Here is a 5,230-nt window from a genome sequence, read left to right as displayed (position 1 = left end):
TAAATATGGCCAATTTGGCTGGGCTTCGGCAAAGCTCGATGATATCGCGAACTACCTTCCCAGCCGCCTCACTGGACTTTTGATGCTGTTATGCTCGAAATCTAGCCATCATGATCTTCAGGGCAGATGGAGGATCTTATTCAGTGATGCGAAGAAACATCCAAGTCCGAATAGCGGCTGGTGTGAAGCAGCCGTTGCGGCGATTTTGGGTGTGCAGCTTGGCGGGCTCAATATGTACAAAGGAGTAGTTTCTGACCGTGCGCGCATGGGCGTGCCGCTTGTTCCGCTGGAGGCAAAACATATACCAAAAACGATTGCCATCATGCATCGATCGTCTTTTCTATTTTTACTGATGCTTTGGCTGGGGGGAATTGCATTTGAAATTACCATCTCATGGTTCTAATCCACATTATCTTTACGAAGCGCTGGAAATTGAAATGCCTGGCTCGATCATCGACTTCAGCGCAAACATCAACCCATTGGGACCGCCTTTGCGAATCAAGGAACGCTGGTCCGGTTTTTTTGAAGGGGTCATGCATTACCCGGACCCCCATGCCGTTGAACTGACAAAAGCGATTGCAGAGAAAGAAGCGCTTCCCATGGCATCGGTTTTGGTAGGGAACGGTGGTGCAGAGATCATCATGCTGGTGGCCAACATTCTGGCCGATCGGAAGGTGTTGATCATCCAGCCGGCTTTTGCGGAATATGAGCAAGCTTGTTTGGCAGCTGGTTGTGAGGTCGACTTCCACCAGCTTGATGCTCCTGGTTGGCAGCTGGATGTGGCTCGCTTGATTCCGAGATTACGTGAATATGATGCGGTTTTCCTCTGCACTCCCAATAACCCGACGGGCGTGTCATTTGACCGTGGGGCTGTGATGGAATTGATCAGCGAATGCCAAAAAGCGGATTGCCTGGTTGTCATCGATGAGGCGTTTTATGATTTTACCGAGGACGCCTTTACGTTTGCGCCATTAATCAAACGATTTCCACATTTGCTTGTTCTAAGGTCGATGACGAAAATCTTTGCGATTCCGGGCTTGAGACTAGGCTATTTACTTGCCGAATGGAGCATCATCAAGACGGTGAAAAGCTATAAACCGCATTGGAGCGTCAACCAAGTCGCATTGGAAGTGGGCAGAATCTGTCTAGAAGAAGAGGCATATATAAGTGAGACAAAAGAATATATTCAATCACAAAAACAGAAACTATCCCGGTTTTATCGGGAGCTTGGAGTAACAGTCTCCGACAGCACGGTCAATTTTTACTTACTGAAAGATGAAACGCTCTCTTTGTTTCCCTTTTTGCTGAAAAGAGGAATCGTCCCGCGTCATACCGATAATTTTCCCGGGTTGGACGGTTTGTGGCTCCGGTTTGCAGTGAAGGGTGAACGTGATAACGAGGCGCTGATGGAGGGGGTAAGGCAGTGGAAAAGGCAAGGCTCTGCTTTGTAACTGGCGGTGTCCGCAGCGGGAAAAGCAGTTTTGCAGAAAGAAAAGCGCTGGAATATGCACGCCTGATGGAGGGGAACTTGCATTACCTCGCCTGCGGGCGTGGCAGTGATGCTGAAATGGGGGAACGCATCCTAAGGCACCAAAAAGACAGGCAAAGAAGCCCGATCGCTTGGCAGACCTCCGAATATGCAACGGATATTACTAGAATCGCAGCGAAAATAGATTCCGATTCCATCATCCTGCTCGATTGCCTGACAACCTTGCTCGATAATGAACTTTTCGGTCCTGGAGTTCCGCTTGAAGCGGAATTTTTACATAGCATTCAGGCAAAAATCATCAGCGCCATCGATGAGCTAAGACAACAATCGGGCTGCTTGATCATCGTCAGCAATGAAGTGGTCCAGGAACCGATTTTCCAAAATGAATTGCTGCATATATACGGAAGGATGCTTGGCACGCTCCATCGAACGATCGTAGGACAGGCGGATGATGCGTATCTTGTTGAATCGGGGATTCCGTTGCAGATGAAGGGGGGAAAACAGGCATGAACGGATGGATCGGATTTTTAATCAACCTGCAGTTCTTTACGGTTTTTCCAATCAAAAAGCAGCTTCCGATGGAAAGGAAATATATTCACCGGGCCATTCAAACCTTTCCCTTGGTAGGCCTTTTACTAGGTGTGATCATGGGCGGAGCCTTATATGTGCTAGTGGAGTGGACGCCGTTTTCGTCCCTTGCGATTGCCTTTTTCCTATGGTTTTTGACGATTGCGTTATCGGGCGGCCTGCACCTTGATGGTTGGATCGATGCTAGCGATGCTTTTTTTTCCTATCAGGATAAAGAGCGCAGATTGGAGATCATGAAGGATTCGAGAACAGGTGCATTCGGTGTCATCTCCGTCATCGTGCTTTTGGCCGCGAGATTTCTCTTCATCTATGAAATCGTCGAACGGGCCAATGAATGGACATACTTCTTGATCATCGCTCTGCCGCTCTTAAGCAAATGCGTGATTGGTTATTTACTGATCAGGATGCCGCTTGCTAAAGAAGAAGGGCTCGGCGCATTTTTTCAACAGGCGGTAAAGAAGAGCAGTTTGCCCATATACGGTCTGTATCTCCTTGCGAGCCTGGCCGCGGCCTTGGTCATCGATGTTAAGCTTGTCGCTCTACTCGTTATCATGTGTTTGGCAGCGGTGGTGTTCCTGCTTTATATCAAACGTAAAATCAACAGCTGGTTCGGCGGGATAACCGGGGATGTATTGGGGGCATCGGTGGAAGGGGTTGAGCTTTGGTTATGGCTGATACTGTGGCTATTACACTACTTCGCCATGGGCTGACAGTAGCGAATGAGCGAAGGGCCTATCTAGGCTGGAGCGATTCACCTCTAAGTGTCGAAGGAGAGAAGCAAATTCTAGCTTTAAGGGACTCTTATCCCTTGTACGAAAAAATTCATACGAGTGATCTGCCTCGTTGTGAAGAAACGGCAAGGCTGCTGTTTCCGGATGCTGCACTTGTCAAAAACCGCTCCTTCCGCGAGATGAACTTCGGTCATTGGGAAGGGCGGACATACGATGAATTGAAGCGTGATGGCAACTATCTGGATTGGCTGGAACACCCCATGGAGGCCATGGTGCCTGGCGGGGAAAGCTACCCGGAATTTTCGAAACGGGTCCAAAATGGCTGGAATGAATGGGTTGCCGATGAGGAAGGCCCTTATGTCTTAATGACCCATGGCGGGGTGATCCGGGATTTATTGGTCCGCTTTGCCCCGGCGGAGAAGGCTTTTTTTGATTGGGGCATATCCCACGGCAGGGGCTATGAGCTGATTTGGAAGGACCGGAACAGTTTAAGGAGGGGTGAGCGATGCACTTTGTTACAGGCGGTGCCTATAATGGCAAATCTGAATGGGTAAAGCGGATGTATGAACTGGAAATTGAGGTTCTGTGGCTTTCCGGTTATCAGAAAGAACAGCCCCAACGATTCGATTTCCAAGGCAAGACCGTCGTATTGCAAGGCTTGGATGGCTGGATTCAGGCGGATGCCAGAAAGATGGCGGCTGATGCAATTCGCGAGAAATGGCAGGAAATCATCGCCGGCTGGCGAATATGGGAGAAGAGAAGCGATGAACGCAGCTGCATCGTAATCGGCTCTGACCTATCCAAAGGAATCGTGCCGATGGAAGCAACCGATCGTCGCTGGCGTGATGCCTGCGGCTGGGTCTATCAGGATGTGGCATCCTTATCGAGCCGGGTTGATATCATCTGGTATGGAATTAACCAGCGAATAAAATAGAGGAGGCAATAGGAATGAAAATCTATACACGTACAGGAGATAAAGGACAAACGAGCGTTATCGGGGGGCGCCTTGACAAGGACGACATCCGGGTCGAGTCATATGGAACGGTCGATGAGGTGAATAGCTATATCGGCCTTGCGGTGGCTGAATTGGACGCAGCGATATTTGCCGATGTGCTGGCAGATCTCGAAAAGATCCAGCATGAGTTATTCGACTGCGGCGGCGATCTGGCGACGGTCTCCGAGAAGGCTCAGCAAAAGCTGACGGAAGAGGCGATTACGTATTTGGAAGAACGGATTGACGCGTTCATCGCCGAAGCGCCGGAATTGGAAAAATTCATTTTGCCAGGCGGATCGAAAGCGGCAGCAACCATCCATATTGCCCGTACGGTTACAAGAAGGGCGGAACGATTGGTCGTTTCCTTGATCAAGTCGGGGGCAGCCGTCTCCCCTTTATCGCTTCAATATATAAACCGTTTATCCGATTACTTCTTTGCGGTAGCACGTGTCATCAACTTCCGGCTTGGTGTGAAAGATGTGGAATACATCCGCAGTGCAAATGTATTCCGTGGAGGGAAAAGAAAGGAAAAGGAGTAACATGGACGTAAGAAGAATCAGTGTGATCGCTTTATTCATTGCCTTATCCGCTGTAGGGGCGATGCTCAAAATCCCTTCCCCGATCGGCAGTATCGCCTTGGACAGTTTTCCGGCCCTTTTGGCGGCTGTCATCCTCGGCCCGGTATCGGGAGCGCTCGTAGCGGGACTTGGACATATCATTTCAGCGTTCATCGGCGGGCTGCCATTGGGGCCATTTCACTTTTTGATCATGGCTGAAATGGCCGTGCTCGTATGGATGTTTGGCGTTTTATTCATACAAGGAAAAAAACTGTCCGCCTATTTCCTCTTTTTTATCGGCAATTCATTCATTCTGGGCCTGCCGTTTGTGTTTCTGGTCAGTCCCGGATTCTATATGCTGACAGTGCCGGGATTAACAGCTGCATCGGCGATAAATATTGCCTTGGCGGCCCTTTTGCTGCCCCGCTTGGAGCCTATCTTGAGAAAATCGATACTTAAAGATGGATCGATATCATGAGAGATTCCTTGGTTTTGCCATTTTCCGAATCGGAATCATTGATAATATCAAGTGACAATAGTGGCGGAATAGGACTGAAGGAAAACGATTTTGTTCAGGTTCCATATGAAATCGTCGGCTATTATTCCTTCAGGGTGGCCGTCATGGAATGCTTAAGCGTTGGCGGAAATCCCATATCGGTCGTCCTCCATAATTTTTGCGGCGATGAAGCTTGGGAGGGCTTGAGCAAAGGTATCATGCAAGGCTTGGACGAATTGGGTCTGGATCTTCCGATTACGGGAAGCACGGAAACGAACATGCCGCTGCTTCAATCGGCTCTTGGTCTCATCGTCCTTGGCAAGCGAAGGAATGACCTGGCAAGGCAGCCAAACCATTCACGGAAAATGGCCCTCA

Annotated in this window: 8 protein-coding genes and 1 pseudogene; all 9 read left to right on the top strand. The window is 49.4% G+C overall.

Going from position 1 to position 5,230, the window contains the following annotated elements:
• A partial coding sequence (locus CVN76_RS21815; protein ID WP_198512620.1) for a cobalamin biosynthesis protein CobD/CbiB occupies positions 1 to 403 on the top strand: 403 nt, incomplete at its 5' end.
• A complete protein-coding gene (cobD, locus tag CVN76_RS21810) occupies positions 378 to 1,451 on the top strand; it encodes a threonine-phosphate decarboxylase CobD (RefSeq protein ID WP_100533043.1) in 1,074 nt (357 codons plus the stop codon). The genes CVN76_RS21815 and cobD, both read left to right, overlap by 26 nt.
• Positions 1,424 to 1,999 (top strand): bifunctional adenosylcobinamide kinase/adenosylcobinamide-phosphate guanylyltransferase, encoded by a 576-nt coding sequence (locus CVN76_RS21805; protein WP_100533042.1) that lies wholly within the window; start codon positions 1,424 to 1,426, stop codon positions 1,997 to 1,999. Before cobD ends, CVN76_RS21805 begins: the two co-directional genes overlap by 28 nt.
• Positions 1,996 to 2,787, top strand: coding sequence for an adenosylcobinamide-GDP ribazoletransferase (gene cobS / locus CVN76_RS21800; RefSeq protein WP_100533041.1), 792 nt, complete (start codon positions 1,996 to 1,998; stop codon positions 2,785 to 2,787). The genes CVN76_RS21805 and cobS overlap by 4 nt, the downstream gene beginning before the upstream one ends.
• Positions 2,745 to 3,362, top strand: coding sequence for a histidine phosphatase family protein (locus tag CVN76_RS21795; RefSeq protein ID WP_100533040.1), 618 nt, complete (start codon positions 2,745 to 2,747; stop codon positions 3,360 to 3,362). The genes cobS and CVN76_RS21795 overlap by 43 nt, the downstream gene beginning before the upstream one ends.
• Positions 3,314 to 3,742, top strand: coding sequence for a bifunctional adenosylcobinamide kinase/adenosylcobinamide-phosphate guanylyltransferase (locus tag CVN76_RS21790; protein ID WP_100533039.1), 429 nt, complete (start codon positions 3,314 to 3,316; stop codon positions 3,740 to 3,742). Before CVN76_RS21795 ends, CVN76_RS21790 begins: the two co-directional genes overlap by 49 nt.
• Before the next feature lie 14 nt (positions 3,743 to 3,756).
• The gene (locus tag CVN76_RS21785; RefSeq protein ID WP_100533038.1) at positions 3,757 to 4,341 is read left to right on the top strand and encodes a cob(I)yrinic acid a,c-diamide adenosyltransferase; all 585 of its coding nucleotides are present in this window, start codon (positions 3,757 to 3,759) and stop codon (positions 4,339 to 4,341) included.
• A gap of 1 nt (position 4,342) precedes the next feature.
• Positions 4,343 to 4,837 (top strand): ECF transporter S component, encoded by a 495-nt coding sequence (locus CVN76_RS21780; RefSeq protein WP_100533037.1) that lies wholly within the window; start codon positions 4,343 to 4,345, stop codon positions 4,835 to 4,837.
• Positions 4,834 to 5,230: pseudogene (locus CVN76_RS21775) on the top strand (ATP-binding protein); the annotation flags it as partial. The gene CVN76_RS21780 and the pseudogene CVN76_RS21775, both read left to right, overlap by 4 nt.

The organism is Bacillus sp. mrc49 (assembly GCF_002803435.1).
The sequence above is the reverse complement of the archived record's forward strand: the minus strand, read 5'-3'. Positions and strand labels throughout refer to the sequence as shown.